This is a genomic window from Vibrio astriarenae (assembly GCF_010587385.1).
GTDB lineage: Bacteria > Pseudomonadota > Gammaproteobacteria > Enterobacterales > Vibrionaceae > Vibrio > Vibrio astriarenae.
The window spans coordinates 1,879,246-1,896,106 of the sequence record NZ_CP047475.1; the positions used below are offsets into that span (position 1 = coordinate 1,879,246).

Sequence of the window (16,861 nt, forward strand, 5' to 3'; positions counted from 1 at the left end):
TAATCAGCTAGGCTTCCCGTTAGACTCTTGAAAAGTCATACCCAGCAGCGATCAATAATCCTCGCTCATGTTTAATGAGCTGCGCTCTATCATCAATCAACTCTTGCAAAGCCTGCTGTGGTGGACGAGCCGTTGTTTTGTAAGCATCAAAAGACTCAACGTTTTGAATCTCTGCAAACATTCGACTGATATGATTACGAGCTTCAATTGAGTTCGTTTCAGTTTTGAAGTACTCCACAGCCTGAGCAGCTTCACGCATTTCTGCCAAAAGTTCTTTTGGGCTGGTCTCTTTGGCAATAGCGATATAGTTATCCAAAACACGCTTGGCGAACAGCAGTTCGTTAAGTGGAATATCTCGACCACTTTTTATCAATTCAGCACTTAAAATCTTGCTTGACGACATATTCTGTCCTTGTTTGTCTTTTTGTTCATTAGCCCGAGTCTAGAGGAACAAAGATGCAAAAGGAAGAGGGATTTATACTTGGTTTCAATTACTTACTCAAGCATGTGCGTTTTGCCTCTCACAACTACTCTATTGTCAGGTTCAATTGTGTATACTGTTCAGTGTAAGTTTATGATTAACATCCGCTAAAGAAGGAAAGTAGATGGAAGTTGAGCTGCTCGAAATTCAAAGTTTTTTATCCAGTCATCCCCCTTTCGATGAACTCCCAGAAGAAGTGATGCAGCATGTCACCAAGCATGTTGAAATCTCTTACTTTCGAGCTGACACTCCTATTATTCACTTTGGTGACCCGATTCATGACCTCTATGTCGTAAGAAGTGGTGTTGTTGAGGTATACCGCCGCAAGGGTGAGCTATACAACCGACTCGATGAAGGCGATACCTTTGGCCAGATGGGGCTTCTCACTAATAACAAGGTTCGCTTTCCTGCAAAAGCGATTGAAGACACCCTGGTCTACTGCATTCCTGAAGCTATCTTCCAAGAACTGTACGACGAGTTTGATGGCTTTGCTGACTTTGTTGAAATCGACGACAAAACCCGTCTTCGAAATGCGATATCGACCTCGAATGAAGGCAATGATTTGACGACTGCAAAAGTCCGTTCACTGCTCACGGGCGATGTGCACCATATTATGCGTGATGAAACCATCCAAGCGGCAGCAGTATTGATGGCTGAGCAATCTGTATCTTCACTGTTAATCATGGACCCGAATATCCCTGAGGATGACGAAGAAGATCGTTCACCATTAATTGGTATTATCACTGACCGTGATTTGTGTACACGCGTTCTCGCCGCGGGTTTAGACCCACAAGCGCCATTGGATACAGTCATGACTACCGAGCTGATCTCGCTTGATCACAATGCATACGTATACGAAGCCATGCTGACCATGCTTCGCTACAACGTGAATCACTTACCAGTATTGAAAGATCGAAAACCCATTGGAGTCATTGAGACCACCGACCTCATTCGTTACGAATCCCAGAATTCCTTGCTCCTAGTGAGTAGTATATTCCAGCAGCAGTCTGTCGACGACCTAGCTGCGCTGTTGGAGCAAGTGAAAGATAGCTTTGTCCGTATGGTCAACGAAGATGCAAACTCCCACATGGTGGGTAGCGCTATGTCAGTAATTGGGCGCTCATTCAAGCAGCGTATCATTGAGTTAGCGGAAGAAGAGTTTGGTAACGCGCCTATCCCATATTGCTTCCTAGCATTGGGCTCAATGGGGCGCGATGAGCAACTCATCGTCACAGACCAAGACAATGCGATCATTTTGGATGATGACTATAACGAAGAGAAGCACGGCGCTTACTTTGAAAAGTTTGCCAAATTCATCTGTGATGCGCTCGATAAATGTGGTTACACCTATTGTACTGGTGACATCATGGCAACCAATCCAGATTGGCGCATGACTCGCCGCGAGTGGGAGGAGTGTTTTGCCAACTGGATTGATGATCCCAATCCGAAAGCACTGCTCAATGCTTCTATCTTCTTTGACTTAGATGGTGTTTATGGACGCTTAAAATGGGCTGAGCAACTTAATGGCTTTATTGTCCGCCGAGCACGTAAAAACAATCGTTTCTTAGCTTGTTTGGCAAGAAACGCACTTAACCGCACTCCACCTCTTGGCTTCTTCAAGAGTTTCGTAATGGAAAAGGATGGCCAACACAAGAACTCTATCAACCTGAAGCGCCGCGGCACGGCGCCACTGGCTGATCTCATTCGCGTGCATGCTTTAGCTGTCGGTTCTAGAGCTAAAAACTCCTTTGAACGTTTAGATGATATTATCGACGCGAACATCCTGCCGAAAGGCCGAGCGAAAGATCTTCGGGACGCGATGGAATTCATCTGTATGGTACGTATTCGTCACCAAGCACTGGATGTTGAAAACGGTATAGAGGCAGACAACAATGTTGAACCCGATAATCTTTCCGACTTTGAACGTCGAAACCTCAAGGACGCTTTCCAAATTTTAAGTAATGCGCAGAATTTCCTAAAATTCCGTTATCAAGCCAGCAACAATTTTAGGTAGTGTCCATGATTAAACGTTTACTCGAAAAACCGACTGTCGACTGGGCTGGCAAGTTTGCAAAACGCGCTTCTTTAAGTGCGCACCCTGCATTGAAGGATTTTTATCAATCCGGGCTACCCGATGGTGATACGCCTTTAAAGGACGTTCGATTTCTTGCAATGGATTTTGAAACCACTGGCCTTGACTATAAAGAGGACAGCATTATATCCATCGGTGTGGTTCCCTTCGACCTCAACCGCATCTATTTGCGTGAAGCGCTAGAGTGGAGAATTAGACCAAGAAAGCAACTCAGTGAGGACTCGGTTGTCATTCACGGCATCACCCACTCTGATCTCGTCGACGCGCCTGATTTTGAGGATGTGATCGCAGAAGTATTACAATCTATGCAAGGCGTGGTCACCGTAGTTCACTACCATCATATTGAGCGTCGGTTCCTCGATCATGAGTTTCGCAGTCGTTATGGAGACAGGGTTGAGTTCCCCTTAGTCGATACCATGGCGATAGAATCAGCAATACAGCAAAAAATGAATGGCGGCCTTTTAAATAGATTGAAAGGCAAAACCACCGAATCGGTTAGACTGGCCAAATCTCGCGAGAGATATGGCTTGCCAACTTACTCACCTCACCATGCCCTCACCGATGCCATTGCGACAGCCGAGCTTCTTCAAGCTCAAATCCACTACAGCCAATGGCAGGAAAGTCGAATAAAAGAAATATGGATATGAGGGTCAGTTAAAGTTTCTTGATTCTCAATTTGAGATTTGATGGTTTACTAACTATATGTACTGTATAGGTTAGTCTTTGTAACTGCTCAAGTTTTCATCACAGGTGGAGAAATAATGAAAGGAATCATTTTTACCGAGTTTTTGGAGCTCGTCGAGCAAGAGTTTGGTTTAGAGGTACTTGATAAGGTACTTGACCTGTCTGATGATGAGGGGATATACACCTCTGTGGGCAGTTACGACCACAAAGATCTGGTTAAACTTATTGTCAACTTGAGCAAAACAACGGACGTGCCACCAGATCAACTACAAGAAGTCTTCGGTGAAACCGTCTTCAAAAACTTGCTCGCTACGCTGCCATCTAATGCAACGCTAAAGGACTGTGCCCATTGCTTCGAATTTGTCCGTCACGTTGAAGAGTATATCCACGTAGAAGTGAAAAAACTCTACCCAGATGCCAATCCGCCAAAGTTTGAGTTTATTTCAGAGTCAGAAACTGAACTCGTTTTCGATTACAAAAGCGCACGCTGCATGGCTCATGTCTGCGTTGGCCTACTAAAAGGATGCGCTAAACACTTCAATCAAACCATAGACATGACAATGTCGCCGCTCAATGAGCAAGGCAGTGAAGTTCGCTTCACGGTGACTGCGACCTAATTGACGTTTAAATTAGATAAATCATGTGAGGCGTAGGTTTGAGCACAGAAAACAACGACCAAATAGCCAGTAGAGCTATGATGAGAAAGCTTGCTAGGGAGATTGCATCTCGCAAGCAAGCGGAGCAACTGCTTGAACAAAAAAGCCTCGAACTGTTCCAAGCTAACCAAAGGCTAGAAGTTGCGATCGCTCAACTCGAGAAAACCTCTGCCGACAATATTGTTAAACTAGAGTTTCAGCAACAGATCGACTCCTTACTGATCTATTTTGGCCAAGCCTTTCTCAACCATCACCTAGATGACGTGTTAATTGGTAATCTCGTCAAGCGCATAGTCGAAACACCTCTTGTTCAATCTTGTTATATTCAGCTTAATCGAGACCTGCTTCTGAACCTGCAAAAGAGTGGTTATGGAAACAGTGAACTAGAAAAGAGTGTCGATGATACACATTGGAATGAGCAGACTCTCTACTTGGTACTGACTGCCAACAGAACTAGAATTGGCGTATTGAGCGTCGAGGTCTTGAATGAAAACTACGAGCTCGAATTTTTCCAACGTTCATTTCAGCTTGTCGCGGACCTACTCTGCGGCGCGGTAAACCGTCAGATCATCATCGATACCAATATTGAATCTCGTAAAAAAGCAGAAAAATCTGAGCAAGCTACTCGTGACTTTGTCGCCATGATTAATCACGAATTACGCACACCACTGAACGGGTTACTCGGCAGTTCCGAGCTTTTACAGCAAACCAGCCTCGATAACCACCAGCTCGAGCTTGTCAATAACCTTTCTCAATCTGGCGAATTTCTTCGTGTTATTATTAACGACCTACTCGATTTCAGTAAGATCAATGCAGGCATGTTCGAACTGATACCGAGTAACTTTGCTTTTTCTCACCTACTCTCTTCTTTAACCAGCATTTTTGAACCGAAAGCGACGGAAAAATCCCTTAAGTTTTCTATTCTCTGCTCTCAATCACTACCCAAAGCCTTTGAGGGTGATTTAGAGCGAATAACTCAAATCTTGGTTAACCTGATCGGTAATGCTATCAAGTTCACGGATTCTGGGTCCGTAACTGTTCGTTTTGATTGGTCTAAAGGTACCCTCAATTTTGAAGTGGAAGATACAGGTATTGGCATTAGTCAAAAAGCTCAAGAGAAGCTTTTCCAGCCTTTCACTCAAGAAGACCGTTCAAGTAAGCGAAATTTCGAAGGGACTGGTCTTGGTTTGGCTATCTGTCACCAACTGGTTGAACTGATGGGAGGCACTCTCTCACTCAACAGTGTCATCGACAAAGGTACTCGCTTTTTCGGACACATTCCTTTGAGAGCTCTTACTGAAAGTGAAGCGAAGCCTGCAGTCACTAAAAATGCAAAAGCGCAAGCTCTCCCAGATAACCTTTCCATTTTAGTTGTCGAAGATATCAAGATGAATCAGTTGATAATTAACCAGATGCTCGGCAAACTGGGGATAGAGCCAGATATAAAAGAGAATGGTGTTGAAGCCTTAGAGGCGATAGAGACCAAGCAGTATGACCTTGTCTTTATGGACTGTCGCATGCCTGTCATGGATGGATTTGAAGCCACTGCCAAAATGAGAGCGGCCGGTTTCACCCAACCCATACTCGCATTGACCGCCAGTACAACACTTGCTGAACGTGAGTTATGTATTGAATCTGGAATGAATGATATTTTGACTAAACCTTATCGTGCGGAAGAGATATCAAACGCTCTAGCAAAATGGTTACTAGATACATTCTCAAATTGAGAAATAGTTAGTATCTCCGTTTTCTCTTTTTGAGAATCGTGACTAGACTGTAGTTAAGGCATTGAAATAAAAGGATAGTTAAATTTGGCACAGATAGTGCTTTGTAGGGTTATCAGACAAAAAAGTCATTTGGAGATAACATTATGGAACTACAAACTCACGCTATCAACGAACAACTACTTTCTCTAGCAATCATCGGTGACTTTGACGCATCAGGAAGTAAGCAAGCACAAATCTGTATCGATTCTCTACTACAAGCCGATGATCACAAAGAGATCGAAATAGACCTGGCTCAAGTCGAGTTTCTAGACTCATCGGGCATCGGCGCCATCGTTTACTTTTACAAACGACTAGTCGAGGCGGAAAGACAAATGCGCATCGAGAACGCACATGGTCAGCCGCTAAAAATGATGGAGTTATTGCGCATTGGTCAGGCAATTCCTCTAAACAAACATAATTCAGTGACGGTAGCAAACCAGGAACTTGCCACTACTCACTAAAAGTCCGAACGTGACAACATGATCGTGAGGACCAATAAATAAAACAAAAAGGTCGTCAAAAGGAGTAGACGTCATGGCGCTAGGGAAAACAAAAATACTATTGGCAACAACGGCTGCGTTATCTTTGATAGCAGGTTGTTCCAACTACCCAGACCATGGTGATGGTGGTATGGCAGAGTATACGGCGCTTCCGGAATACTCTCCCGTACTACCAGATGAACCTCTTGGCCCTGAGCACGGCCTGCGCTTCGACTTTCACCTTACGCAACTTCATCTCGACCAACTCATTCTTCAAGGCGCTGAATGGTGCTTCCCAGCGTCGGTCGTTCAAGCAAAAACCAAAGAGAAACGTATCGCACGAGAGCTTGAGGGTGATTTGCTACTAGACGCAGCTAACGACATTATTATTCAGCGCAAGAATCTCGCGCTGCTAGAGCGAAGACTCGATTACGTAACGAACGAAGCCGAGTGCGTGCCTCCAGAGCACAACTTAGCCTTTCAGAGCGAAGTTACTGTTATCAATCATCTTGTTGATATCTTAAACGTTGATAACCAGTTTGCCGTCGACTCGGTAGAGGTGAATCCGAAATATATGGGGAATCTTGCCGAAGCGGCTAATATCCTCAAAGAACACCCTCACTTGAACTTGAATGTGACAGGCCATACTGATGCAACGGGGACAGAGCGATATAATGACTCGCTTGCCATGGGTAGAGCAAAACAGGTGGAACGTTATTTAGTGATTTTTGGTTTAACACCAGCTCGAATCAAAACACTCTCTGTCGGCGAATCCCTCCCGCTCTTCGAGGGAGAAACGCCGGGAGTTAGATTAACCAATCGCCGTGTGAGTATTGATATCATCTCAACTCGCAAACAAGGCGGGGGAGGCTCTAATGCAGGTTATTAGATTTCTTCTTCTGATTTTTGTCGGATGTTTTTCCGTTTTTTCTGCTCAAGCAAACCCGGTACAAATCGGTGATTTAGTTCAGGTAAACCTCCCTGGTGAAGAGTCCCTCAATCGCGGCTTCCAAGTTGACAAAAACGGTCGAATCAATCTTCCAGAAGTCGGGCCAACCTACGTTGCTGGTTACAATGAAGAGCAGTTGGCGTCAGTCGTAAGTAAAGCCATGGCTAACGTGCTTAGAGATGTGAATAATCTTCGTGTCTTCGTTGCAAAAAAACAGGTCATCATTTCAGTTCAGGGCTATGTTCGCTCTCCAGGTGAATATACGCTCACCGATAGCTCCACAGTGCAAATGGCGCTCTTTGCCGCAGGAGGGCTTCGACCTGGAGCTCAACTCGACCAATTACAATTAAAACGCGGCCCAAAAACCATCGTCTTCAACTATAAGCATTTTCTCGACACCGGCGATGGCAAAGTCCTCCCACCGCTTCAATCGCTCGATTCCATCTTTGTCCCTGCTTCACCTCTTGTGGGTAATATTGAACAAGAGTTCGACCCTGCTAAATTAGCTAACTCCGGAGATAGCGCAGACAGCCGTTCCGCCATCAAAGTATTCGGTGAAGTAAATGCTCCTGGATCATTTAGCTTTAAAGAGGGCACAGACCTTGTTGACATCATCATGCGCTCTGGCGGTGTGACGCGTTTTGCTAGCGTGGAGCAAATCCGCGTTATCTCAAACGAGAAGCCTACGCTGTTCAACTTAAAACGCTACCTCGATACCGGTGACTCATCTTTGATGCCAAAACTAACGGCGGGCTCCACTGTCTTTGTTCCAAAAATGGAGGAAGAGATAAAGGCCGGAGCAAATACCGTGTATGTGATGGGTGAAGTGGCCCAGCCCGGCGCGTTTGAAGGCAATAAAGGCGCCACTTTTATGGACATTCTGGCTAATGCCGGTGGCCCAACTCGCTTTGCTGAGTCTCGTCAAATTCGAGTATTAAGAGCCAACGGTGACGTGATCCGCTTCGACCTTACTGCTTATACAGAAGGCATAGGAGCCTCTACGCCACCAGAAATTAAACCGGGTGACGCGATTTTTGTTCCAGAGAAAACGGACATGAATGAAGCATCGTGGCTAAAAGTCTCTCCTGATAGAGCCGTCAATATTCTCGGTGAAGTGACGCGCCCAGGGCGAGTTGAATGGTCTGACGAAATGGACCTAATCGACCTTCTCGCTCACGTTGGCGGCCCTACATTGCTTGCTGATACGACAAAAATTGAGATTGCTACAGGTGATGGCATAGCAACCGTCTTTGACTTAGATGCCTTCATTCGAAGCGGCGCACCTCGAAACGAACTCCCTCAAATCAAATCAGGGGCAGTGATACGCCTCTCCAATACCGGTAGTGCGGGAGATACACGCACCTCAATCAAGATCTTCGGAGAGGTGAATGAACCGGGTTCATTTCGATTCAAAGAAAACACAAGCTTAGTTGACGTGATCATGCGCTCAGGTGGCGTCACTCGATACGCAAGTGTTGAGCAAATTCGTATTATCTCCAACAATACTCCTACTCTTTTTAACCTGAAACGTTACCTCGACTCTGGTGACGCCTCTTTGCTCCCAGAACTCACCCCTGGCTCCACTATTTTTGTTCCAAAAATGGAAGAGGAGATAAAAGCGGGGTCTAACACGGTTTACGTAATGGGTGAAGTGGCTAAACCCGGTGCTTTCGAGCAAAACAGAGGCGCCACTTTCATGGATATTTTGGCAAATGCCGGCGGTCCAACGCGTTTTGCAGAAGCAAGAAATATTCGGGTACTCAAGTCCGACGGAAAAGTCGTTCGCTTTAACTTATCGGCCTACACTGAAGGGTTAAGTAACCTTCCTCCTCCAATTATCGAACCCGGTGATGCGATCTTTATTCCCGAAAAGACAGATATCAACGAAAAGTCATGGCTGAAAATTCCACCCAATCAAGTCGTACATGTTATCGGGGAAGTGGTACGCCCCGGTCGAATTGAGTGGTCAGACGAAATGGATTTAATGGATCTCCTCGCGCATGTTGGTGGCCCTACTTTACGAGCAGACACCACAAAGCTTGAAATCGCCAATGGACGTGGTCCTCTTCAAGTCTTTGACCTCGATGCATTCATTAAAAATGGCGCACCTCAGGGAGATTTACCTCTCATTAACGCTGGCACTATCGTCCGCGTCCATGATTTGCCTCAAGACCCTTCTGATAACAAATCTCAATGGGTGAGACAAAGCTCTGACGCATCAATTTACGTGTTTGGTCAAGTGAATGCCCCCGGCCGTTACCGCTTTACTACTGAGATGCACTTCTTGGATATTCTATCTGCAGCCGATGGTCCGACTAAAGACGCTGACATACACAACATCCGCGTGACACATCGTGATAAGCCCTACGCTAAAGTAAGTAAGCTCAACCTTTCACTTTACTTTGAGACAGGGGATGAATCTATCCTGCCCGTTGTTCTTCCAGGCGATACGATCTATATCCCAGAGAAAGACAAAAATTGGCTAGATAGATCAAAAGAGACAACCGTTCGTGTGCTAGGGGCTGTACGCAACCCAGGACGCTATGTCTTTGATGATAATATGACGATCTTAGATCTACTGGCTGAAGCCGGCGGCCCTACCGAGTTTGCTTATCTAGAGAAGATTAGCGTAGTGAACCTTTCATGCTGCCAAAACCAAGCGAGAACCTTCGACCTTATTGAGTTTAGTAAGACGGCAGAGTATAGAGATCTACCCGTCATTCGCACTGGTGATACCGTCTACATCCCCCACCGCCGCGACAGCTTTATGGAAAAAGCTCGAAATAGCTTAGACGATGTTTTACGCATCGCTACAGCCATCGCGCTGATAGGAGCATTGTAATGACAGTTTCAAGTACTCACGCCGAACTGGAGCAGGTGTTTATCAAGCTAGAACTCGCCGAAGCGAAAACGATCTGTATTACGTCTGATAAGCCTCGCTCTGGCTCAACGAGTCTTGCCTCGGCACTGACAGAGCGTTACATGCTCGCTGGCTATAAAACGCTGCTTGTGGATTTTAATCTCTTTAACCCGTCATTTAGCGATATGACCCTAAACCACACAAACAAGAACGAACCTTTGGTTTTGCGAGATGATACGCAACAAGTCTTTAGTGGTATCGCAGCGCCTAGAGTACTCTCCGATCAACTCTCCTATCGCGATCCAACAAACCTTCGCAAAAATATCCAACAATGGAAAGAGCATTTTGACAGAGTTGTCTTCGACACGTGTGCACTCTCGCAAACCAACCAGTCCAATATTCCGACAGCGGTGGTGGCCCATGTTACTGATGCCTCGGTTTTAGTCATTGCAGGCGGGCACACCAAGGGTGAAGAACTCAACAGTGCTGTTGCCCAACTTAAAGCGACAGATGCTAATCTTGTAGGAATCGTACTCAATCAATTTGATCAAAATACCCTTTCAGAAGAGCTTGTACGCGTCGCAGATAAAGGACGCTTTTTGCCAGAGAAGTGGAAAGTGTACATCAAAGCTTGGCTCAATCGCAGCGCCCTATTTAGGCAGTCTGTATAGCACTAAAGACGACAAAAGGAGTTTTGCACATGTCTAACACCGAATTTCCTATCCTTGATCAAAATGTAGTCGATCAAGTGGTCAGTGACACTGGCATAGAGATCTTGCCACTTTTGATAGATAGTTACCTAGATGAATCTAAAATTCGACTCGGGAACATTGCTCAAGCGGTAGAAAGCAAAGATGGAGAAACCTTAGAGTTTGAAGTTCACACTTTAGGCAGCACTTCTCTAGCCATTGGGGTAGAAGCCTTGGGGCGTTTATCACGACAGATAGAGCATTTATGCCTTGAAGGGAAGCATGATGAAGCTTTCGCGCTATACCCTCAGGTCTCTGAGCTCGCAGAACGATCACACAGTGCTTTGCAAACATTGAAGCAAGGTCTATAACTATAAATACTGACCTATTTACTAACTAATTGAACTAATAATAAAAATCAGCGTACTTAGCTGAACAAGGATGTTTTATGAGACCCAAAGTTCTCTTGGTGGAAGACTCAACTTCACTGGCTATTCTCTACCAACAGTACGTCAAAGACGAACCCTACGATATGTTTCACGTTGAAACTGGACGCGAAGCAAAGGCTTTCATCGAGAAGCAACTGCCGCAACTTGTGATACTTGATCTCAAATTGCCCGATACGTCAGGTGAAGAAATCTTAGAGTGGATCGTCGAGAATGAATTTCCCATCTCCGTGGTAATAGCGACAGCTCACGGCTCGGTTGATATCGCCGTGAATCTCATCCAAATCGGCGCTGATGATTTCCTTGAAAAGCCCATTCAAGCTGACAGACTAAAAACCTCGGTTCGGCTTCATCTCAAGCGCGCTAAACTCGAAACTCTCGTCAACAAGATGGAGACGGAGTTCGACCGAACTAACTTCCATGGATTTATCGGTTCGAGTTTACAGATGCAAGCCGTCTACAAAACCATTGAGTCTGCAGCCCCAACGTCTGCCAGTGTATTCGTACATGGTGAAAGTGGTACAGGTAAAGAAGTGTGCGCCGAGGCCATCCACCAGCAAAGTAGCCGTGCTAACAAGCCTTTTGTCGCCATCAACTGTGGTGCTATTCCTAAAGACCTGATGGAAAGCGAGATCTTCGGACATGTAAAGGGCGCTTTCACTGGTGCAACAACAGACCGTAAAGGCGCAGCAATGCAGGCCAATGGGGGGACTCTTTTCCTCGATGAGCTTTGTGAAATGGAATTGGAGATGCAGAAAAAGCTGCTGCGTTTTTTACAACTCGGTACATTCACACCGTTGGGGGGTAGCAGAGAGATCAAAGTTGATTGCCGAATCATCTGTGCAACGAACCGAGACGCACTAAAAGAAGTTACTGAGGGGCGTTTTAGAGAAGACTTGTATTACCGTGTTCACGTTATTCCAATCGATATGCCGCCTTTAAGAGAGCGCGGTAATGATATTGTGACTCTGGCTAATCATTTCGTTAAGTTGTATGCCAAACAAGATAAGAAGAAATTCAAAGGCCTAAGTAAAGACGTTGAGAAATACTTCTTAAGTTACGAATGGCCAGGAAATGTTCGCCAACTGCAAAATATAATGCGCAATATTGTCGTGCTCAATGACGGTGACTACGTAGAGATGTCGATGTTGCCTCCTCCTCTAAATACACCTATGGCTGCTACCAAAACCGTGTCTGAGACGACAGCTCATCAACCAGCGGCCATAGTACCACAACCTGTGTATGTTGAGCCTGAGCCGCACGCGCCAGTGTATGTCGACGAAGCGCCACAAGCGAGTCCAGTGGAACCAGTGGCAGTCAGCTCACCGACGCAACCACAAGAGATACGCCCGATGTGGCAAGTGGAAAGAGAAGCGATTCAAAATGCGATTGAGTATTGTGACGGTAACGTTCTCAACGCAGCGGTTTTACTCGACTTGAGCCCATCAACAGTGTATCGAAAGAAACAGCAATGGGAACAAGAAGAACAAAGCGAGAGTTAAAAGCAAGACTGAGCTAGGGGGATGCGTGAGCCAATCGAATCAACGCGATTTTGTCGAACCAGACATCGGGGAGATATGGCTACTATTGGATAGCCTTACTTTTGGTGGGATTGAAACGCATGTCGTCGAGTTGGCGCTCGGCTTAAAGACCTTTGAGCAACCTGTGCGTGTTGTGCTGTTAACTGAGTTCGACCGCCCTTCGGCTATCGTTGGAAAATTAGCAGCGCTCGAACTCAACTACTGTTATCTACATCAACTCTCAGATGTACCCTCTTCTACAGGCTTTATGAGCCTATTAAAACAGTGCAGGCAAGCCTGTCTGCGCTATCAACCCAAAGTCATCCATGCACATGGCTACAAAGCTAATCTTGTGAGTAAACTGAGTTCAGGCACGACTAGGCAAGTGTCTACATTCCATTCCGGTGAAACACCAAAAGGACTTGTTCGACTGTATGATCTTTTTGACCGATTTAGCGCTTTTTTATCGGCTCATAACTTCACTGTAAGCCAAGCTATCTCTGATAAAATCCCAACACAAACCCATGTGCTTAATAACTTTATCAGTGTGGATGGGCTCACGTCGTCTCAGGGTAAACAAGTCGCTTTTGTCGGCAGACTTAGCCACGAAAAAGGCCCCGACCTCTTTATCTCAGTAGCAGAGCAGCTTCCGCAAATCACCTTTCACCTCTATGGCGATGGTCCAATGATGCAATCACTAGGTCATGATTCCCCGAGTAACATTGTGTTCCATGGTTTTCAATCTGACATGCGCAAAGTCTGGCCAGAGATAGGGCTACTCTTAATCACATCACGTTACGAAGGGCTGCCGATGACCGCTCTAGAGGCGATGGCAAGAGGCATTCCAGTCATTAGCACCAGAGTTGGTGCGATTGAGTCACTGATCAGCGATAAGCAAAACGGTTGGATTGCTAACAGTATTGATGATTTCCCTAGTCTTATTCAGCAATGGCTTGAATTAGACAACCAACTTCGACAAAAAATAGTGCACAGTGCAGAAAATACCATCACTTCTCACTACTCCACTCAGGCCGTCATTCCACAAATTATTGATTCATATCGATAGTCTTATGCAACGTCAATTTTTTTTCTTGACGACAAATTTTTATCGTTAGACTCACCTGCCATTTTATCCGTTAATGCGCACTCCGAAATGAGCCTCTTATGTTTCGGTGAACGGGTTGCTCCCAACCCCATTTTACTTCTGTCCCTACACCTATAAATAATCGTTAGGGGTTGTTTTCTCTGATTGTTTTGTGAGATTCGCAATGAAAAACTCTGCATCTCAACTCGACCAAATCCGAGCTGATTACAATGTTCATTACTGGAGCCAAGGCTTCTACGGCATCAACGACAATGGCGAAATGTATGCGTCACCAACAACAAACCGTGACCACCAAATCCCATTTAGCGCCATCGTTAAAGAGCTAGAGTCTAAACAGATAAACCTGCCTGTATTGGTTCGTTTTCCACAGATTCTACATCAACGTGTGAACAGTATTTGCCTGGCATTTAATCAAGCAATTGAAGACTATCAATACCCGAATAAATACTTACTCGTTTACCCAATTAAGGTAAACCAACAGAAAGAAGTGGTGGATGAGATCCTTGCAAGTCAGGCATCTCTAGAGCATAAGCAACTCGGCTTAGAGGCTGGTAGCAAACCAGAACTGCTTGCTGTACTTGCGTTAGCGCAACAAGCGAGTTCGGTGATTGTATGTAACGGCTACAAAGACCGTGAATATATTCGTTTAGCTCTAACCGGAGAGAAACTTGGGCATAAAGTATTTATCGTACTTGAGAAGCTGTCAGAGCTCGATATTGTTCTGCAAGAAGCGAAAAATCTTGGGGTACAGCCTCGTTTGGGGATTCGCATTCGCCTTGCCTCTCAGGGAGCAGGTAAGTGGCAAGCAAGTGGTGGTGAGAAGTCAAAATTTGGCTTATCAGCATCACAGGTTCTCACTGTTATAGAACGATTAAAAACGCAGGACTTGCTAGACAGATTACAACTCGTGCATTTTCACCTTGGTTCTCAAATGGCGAATATTCGTGACGTGAGAAACGGTGTCAATGAATCTGCACGTTTTTACTGTGAACTGCGCAAGCTTGGTGCTCAAATCGACTACTTCGATGTCGGTGGTGGCCTAGCAGTTGACTACGATGGAACACGCAGCCAGTCATCGAACTCGATGAACTACGGTCTTGCGGAATACGCGAGAAACGTAGTCAGCAGCGTGGGTGATGTGTGTGTTGAGTATGGTGAGCCGATGCCAGTGATCATCTCTGAGTCTGGTCGCTCATTGACTGCGCATCACGCGGTTTTGATTTCAAACGTCATTGGTACCGAGTCATACCAGCCAGAAACAATTGAAGAGCTGGCTGCAGATGCCCCGACGTTACTACAGAACATGTGGCGCAACTGGCTCAATTTACAAGATGGGACTGATGCTCGTGCATTGATTGAGATTTACAACGATACGCAAAGTGACTTATCTGAAGTTCATTCTCAATTTGCAATGGGTCTATTGAACCTTGAGCAAAGAGCCTGGGCAGAGAAACTTTCACTGCGTATCTACTTTGAATTGAATCGCAACATGAGCGCTAAAAACCGCTTTCATCGCCCGATTATTGATGAACTGAGTGAGCGTTTGGCGGATAAGTTTTTCGTGAACTTTTCGCTGTTCCAATCGCTACCAGATGCTTGGGGTATCGATCAAGTTTTCCCTGTCATGCCGCTTTCTGGCTTAGGGCAAGGAGAGGAACGTCGCGCTGTGATGCTGGACATTACTTGCGACTCCGATGGTGCGATTGACCATTATGTCGATGGACAAGGCATCGAAAAAACACTGCCTGTCCCGGCATGGAGTGAAGATAAACCCTATCTAATGGGCTTCTTCTTAGTTGGCGCATACCAAGAGATCTTGGGTGATATGCACAATCTGTTTGGTGATACACACAGTGCCGTAGTGAATGTCGATGACAATGGTCAGTTTGAGATTAGCAACATCAATCCGGGTGATTCCGTCGAAGATATGATGCGTTATGTGCACATTGATGTAGATAGCATTCGCGATAATTATCGCACCTTGGTTAGCCAGCGCGTACCAGCGAGCGAACAGCAGCAAGTACTTGCTGAACTTGAACAAGGTTTGGTGGGTTATACCTATTTAGAGGATTTCTAAAATGAATGATTTGTTCTCAAAAACTGATTATTCACTGTACTCAAACTCCATGTCATTCGTGCGTCGACCAATGGTTCAAAATCCAGTCGACGCTAACGCGGATGTCGTTGTGCTAGGTCTACCGTTAGACCTAGCAACATCGGGACGTCCCGGTGCTCGCCTAGGCCCAGATGCCATTCGTCGAGCGTCGGTGAACTTAGCATGGGAAGGGAATAAGTACCCGTGGAATTTCAATCTCTTTGATAAAGTCAAAGTTGTTGATGCCGGTGATTTAGTCTTTAATGCTGGAGATGCTGAAGATTTTACCTATCGCTTGGAAAACGCAGCCAGTGAGATTCTGCGCAGCGGAAAAACCTTATTAGGACTCGGTGGTGATCATTTCGTTACTCTACCGATCTTGCGTGCTCATGCTAAACAGTATGGTGAAATGGCATTGATTCACTTCGATGCCCATACCGATACTTATGCTAACGGTAGCAGCTACGATCACGGTACCATGTTTTATCATGCGCCAAAAGAAGGGTTGATCTCGGCAAGTCACTCAATGCAGATTGGTATTCGAACCGAGTATGACAAATCGGAACATGCGCTCAATGTTATCGATGCGATGGAAGCAAACGATCTCAGTGTCGATGAAATCGTTGCTCGCATTAAACAAACGGTTGGCGATAGGCCTGTTTACGTCACGTTTGACATCGACTGCTTAGACCCAGCATTTGCTCCTGGCACCGGCACACCCGTTATTGGTGGGCTGAACTCTGACAAAGTAATGAAGATCATTCGTAAACTGGTCGGACTCAACATCGTTGGTATGGATGTGGTTGAAGTCTCTCCAGCTTATGACCAAAGCGACATTACAGCGCTAGCAGGAGCAACGATTGCATTGGAGTTACTTTATGTTTGGGCAGCTAGTCGCTAGAACGGTTAATCGCTCAAAAGAGAAATCGCTAAAACAAGGTCTTTAGCCATCAAAGCCGCTCTATTTCAAATTGCGAATAGGGCGGCTTTTTCATTCTGACACCGCTCCTTTCCCTGATTACTTGTCGTTTCAAAATGA

The 16,861-nt window shown here is 45.6% G+C and carries 13 protein-coding genes and 2 pseudogenes; 14 read left to right on the forward strand and 1 reads right to left on the reverse strand.

Features of this window, described 5'->3' with window-relative positions; translation table 11 throughout:
• Positions 1–19: 19 nt before the first annotated feature.
• Entirely contained in the window at positions 20–403 is a 384-nt protein-coding gene (locus GT360_RS08850; RefSeq protein WP_164648512.1) for a hypothetical protein, read from the reverse strand.
• Between the two features lie 202 nt (positions 404–605).
• On the opposite strand from GT360_RS08850, the gene GT360_RS08855 reads away from it, so the two are divergent.
• The 14 genes and pseudogenes from GT360_RS08855 to speB all read left to right on the forward strand — a co-directional run bounded on the left by GT360_RS08855 (position 606) and on the right by speB (position 16,723).
• Positions 606–2,495, forward strand: coding sequence for a DUF294 nucleotidyltransferase-like domain-containing protein (locus GT360_RS08855; RefSeq protein WP_164648513.1), 1,890 nt, complete (start codon positions 606–608; stop codon positions 2,493–2,495).
• Between the two features lie 5 nt (positions 2,496–2,500).
• Positions 2,501–3,220 (forward strand): 3'-5' exonuclease, encoded by a 720-nt coding sequence (locus tag GT360_RS08860; protein WP_204274523.1) that lies wholly within the window; start codon positions 2,501–2,503, stop codon positions 3,218–3,220.
• A 114-nt stretch (positions 3,221–3,334) separates the two neighbouring features.
• The gene (locus GT360_RS08865) at positions 3,335–3,874 is read left to right on the forward strand and encodes a heme NO-binding domain-containing protein (protein WP_164648514.1); all 540 of its coding nucleotides are present in this window, start codon (positions 3,335–3,337) and stop codon (positions 3,872–3,874) included.
• Between the two features lie 77 nt (positions 3,875–3,951).
• Positions 3,952–5,640 carry an ATP-binding protein gene (locus GT360_RS08870; RefSeq protein WP_164648515.1) on the forward strand — a complete coding sequence of 563 codons (1,689 nt, stop codon included), beginning with the start codon at positions 3,952–3,954 and terminating at the stop codon, positions 5,638–5,640.
• A gap of 143 nt (positions 5,641–5,783) precedes the next feature.
• The gene (locus GT360_RS08875; RefSeq protein WP_164648516.1) at positions 5,784–6,140 is read left to right on the forward strand and encodes an STAS domain-containing protein; all 357 of its coding nucleotides are present in this window, start codon (positions 5,784–5,786) and stop codon (positions 6,138–6,140) included.
• 73 nt (positions 6,141–6,213) lie between these two features.
• A complete protein-coding gene (locus GT360_RS08880; RefSeq protein WP_164648517.1) occupies positions 6,214–7,047 on the forward strand; it encodes an OmpA family protein in 834 nt (277 codons plus the stop codon).
• A 58-nt stretch (positions 7,048–7,105) separates the two neighbouring features.
• A pseudogene (locus tag GT360_RS22050) lies at positions 7,106–8,434 on the forward strand (polysaccharide biosynthesis/export family protein); the annotation flags it as partial.
• 24 nt (positions 8,435–8,458) lie between these two features.
• Positions 8,459–9,949 (forward strand): annotated as a pseudogene (locus GT360_RS22055) (SLBB domain-containing protein); the annotation flags it as partial.
• A complete protein-coding gene (locus tag GT360_RS08895) occupies positions 9,949–10,638 on the forward strand; it encodes a P-loop NTPase family protein (RefSeq protein WP_164648518.1) in 690 nt (229 codons plus the stop codon). The pseudogene GT360_RS22055 and the gene GT360_RS08895, both read left to right, overlap by 1 nt.
• 29 nt (positions 10,639–10,667) lie before the next feature.
• The gene (locus tag GT360_RS08900; RefSeq protein WP_164648519.1) at positions 10,668–11,027 is read left to right on the forward strand and encodes an Hpt domain-containing protein; all 360 of its coding nucleotides are present in this window, start codon (positions 10,668–10,670) and stop codon (positions 11,025–11,027) included.
• 77 nt (positions 11,028–11,104) lie between these two features.
• Positions 11,105–12,604, forward strand: a complete 1,500-nt coding sequence (locus GT360_RS08905) for a sigma-54-dependent transcriptional regulator (RefSeq protein ID WP_164648520.1) — start codon at positions 11,105–11,107, stop codon at positions 12,602–12,604.
• A gap of 25 nt (positions 12,605–12,629) precedes the next feature.
• Entirely contained in the window at positions 12,630–13,688 is a 1,059-nt protein-coding gene (locus GT360_RS08910; protein WP_204274524.1) for a glycosyltransferase family 4 protein, read from the forward strand.
• Between the two features lie 202 nt (positions 13,689–13,890).
• Positions 13,891–15,804, forward strand: coding sequence for an arginine decarboxylase (gene speA / locus GT360_RS08915; protein ID WP_164648521.1), 1,914 nt, complete (start codon positions 13,891–13,893; stop codon positions 15,802–15,804).
• A 1-nt stretch (position 15,805) separates the two neighbouring features.
• Entirely contained in the window at positions 15,806–16,723 is a 918-nt protein-coding gene (gene speB, locus GT360_RS08920) for an agmatinase (protein WP_164648522.1), read from the forward strand.
• The last annotated feature ends 138 nt before the right edge of the window (positions 16,724–16,861 follow it).

Bases quoted from the DNA above. Each gene is read 5' to 3' on its own strand.
- GT360_RS08850 (WP_164648512.1), bottom strand. From the start codon at position 403: ATGTCGTCAAGCAAGATTTTAAGTGCTGAATTGATAAAAAGTGGTCGA.
- GT360_RS08855 (WP_164648513.1), top strand. From the start codon at position 606: ATGGAAGTTGAGCTGCTCGAAATTCAAAGTTTTTTATCCAGTCATCCC.
- GT360_RS08860 (WP_204274523.1), top strand. From the start codon at position 2,501: ATGATTAAACGTTTACTCGAAAAACCGACTGTCGACTGGGCTGGCAAG.
- GT360_RS08865 (WP_164648514.1), top strand. From the start codon at position 3,335: ATGAAAGGAATCATTTTTACCGAGTTTTTGGAGCTCGTCGAGCAAGAG.
- GT360_RS08870 (WP_164648515.1), top strand. From the start codon at position 3,952: ATGATGAGAAAGCTTGCTAGGGAGATTGCATCTCGCAAGCAAGCGGAG.
- GT360_RS08875 (WP_164648516.1), top strand. From the start codon at position 5,784: ATGGAACTACAAACTCACGCTATCAACGAACAACTACTTTCTCTAGCA.
- GT360_RS08880 (WP_164648517.1), top strand. From the start codon at position 6,214: ATGGCGCTAGGGAAAACAAAAATACTATTGGCAACAACGGCTGCGTTA.
- GT360_RS08895 (WP_164648518.1), top strand. From the start codon at position 9,949: ATGACAGTTTCAAGTACTCACGCCGAACTGGAGCAGGTGTTTATCAAG.
- GT360_RS08900 (WP_164648519.1), top strand. From the start codon at position 10,668: ATGTCTAACACCGAATTTCCTATCCTTGATCAAAATGTAGTCGATCAA.
- GT360_RS08905 (WP_164648520.1), top strand. From the start codon at position 11,105: ATGAGACCCAAAGTTCTCTTGGTGGAAGACTCAACTTCACTGGCTATT.
- speA (WP_164648521.1), top strand. From the start codon at position 13,891: ATGAAAAACTCTGCATCTCAACTCGACCAAATCCGAGCTGATTACAAT.
- speB (WP_164648522.1), top strand. From the start codon at position 15,806: ATGAATGATTTGTTCTCAAAAACTGATTATTCACTGTACTCAAACTCC.